A 331-nucleotide genomic window follows, 5' to 3' on the forward strand; every position below is an offset into this window, starting at 1 on the left:
CCGCGGATTCCTTCGGGATACCCGTTTCCGTCGTAGCGTTCATGGTGATGGAGGGCCATAACGCTGATGGCGTGCATCCCGGGAATGGCCGATAGTATTTCGTGGCTGTAAACCGGGTGTTTTTTGATTTCCTCCCATTCGGTAGCGGTCAATTTGCCCGGTTTACGCAGGATGTTGGTGGAAATGCCCAGTTTGCCTATGTCGTGCAGTAAACCGGCAAGGTAAATGCGCTGCTGTTCCTTTTCAGGCATACCCAGTTCACCGGCCAGTAAGGCGGCATATCCCGCTACCTGCCGGGAGTGGCTGGACGTATAGTTGTGCCCCAATTCCA

Annotated in this window: 1 protein-coding gene; it reads right to left on the reverse strand. The window is 54.7% G+C overall.

Going from position 1 to position 331, the window contains the following annotated elements; all coding sequences use genetic code 11:
* Positions 1–326 (reverse strand): HD-GYP domain-containing protein (locus tag IT084_RS17760; protein ID WP_195714194.1); only part of this gene is annotated, 326 nt, incomplete at its 3' end.
* Positions 327–331 lie beyond the last annotated feature (5 nt).

The sequence above is a fragment of the Desulfallas sp. Bu1-1 genome (assembly GCF_015594625.1).
Classification (GTDB): Bacteria; Bacillota; Desulfotomaculia; order Desulfotomaculales; family Desulfallaceae; genus JADNRQ01.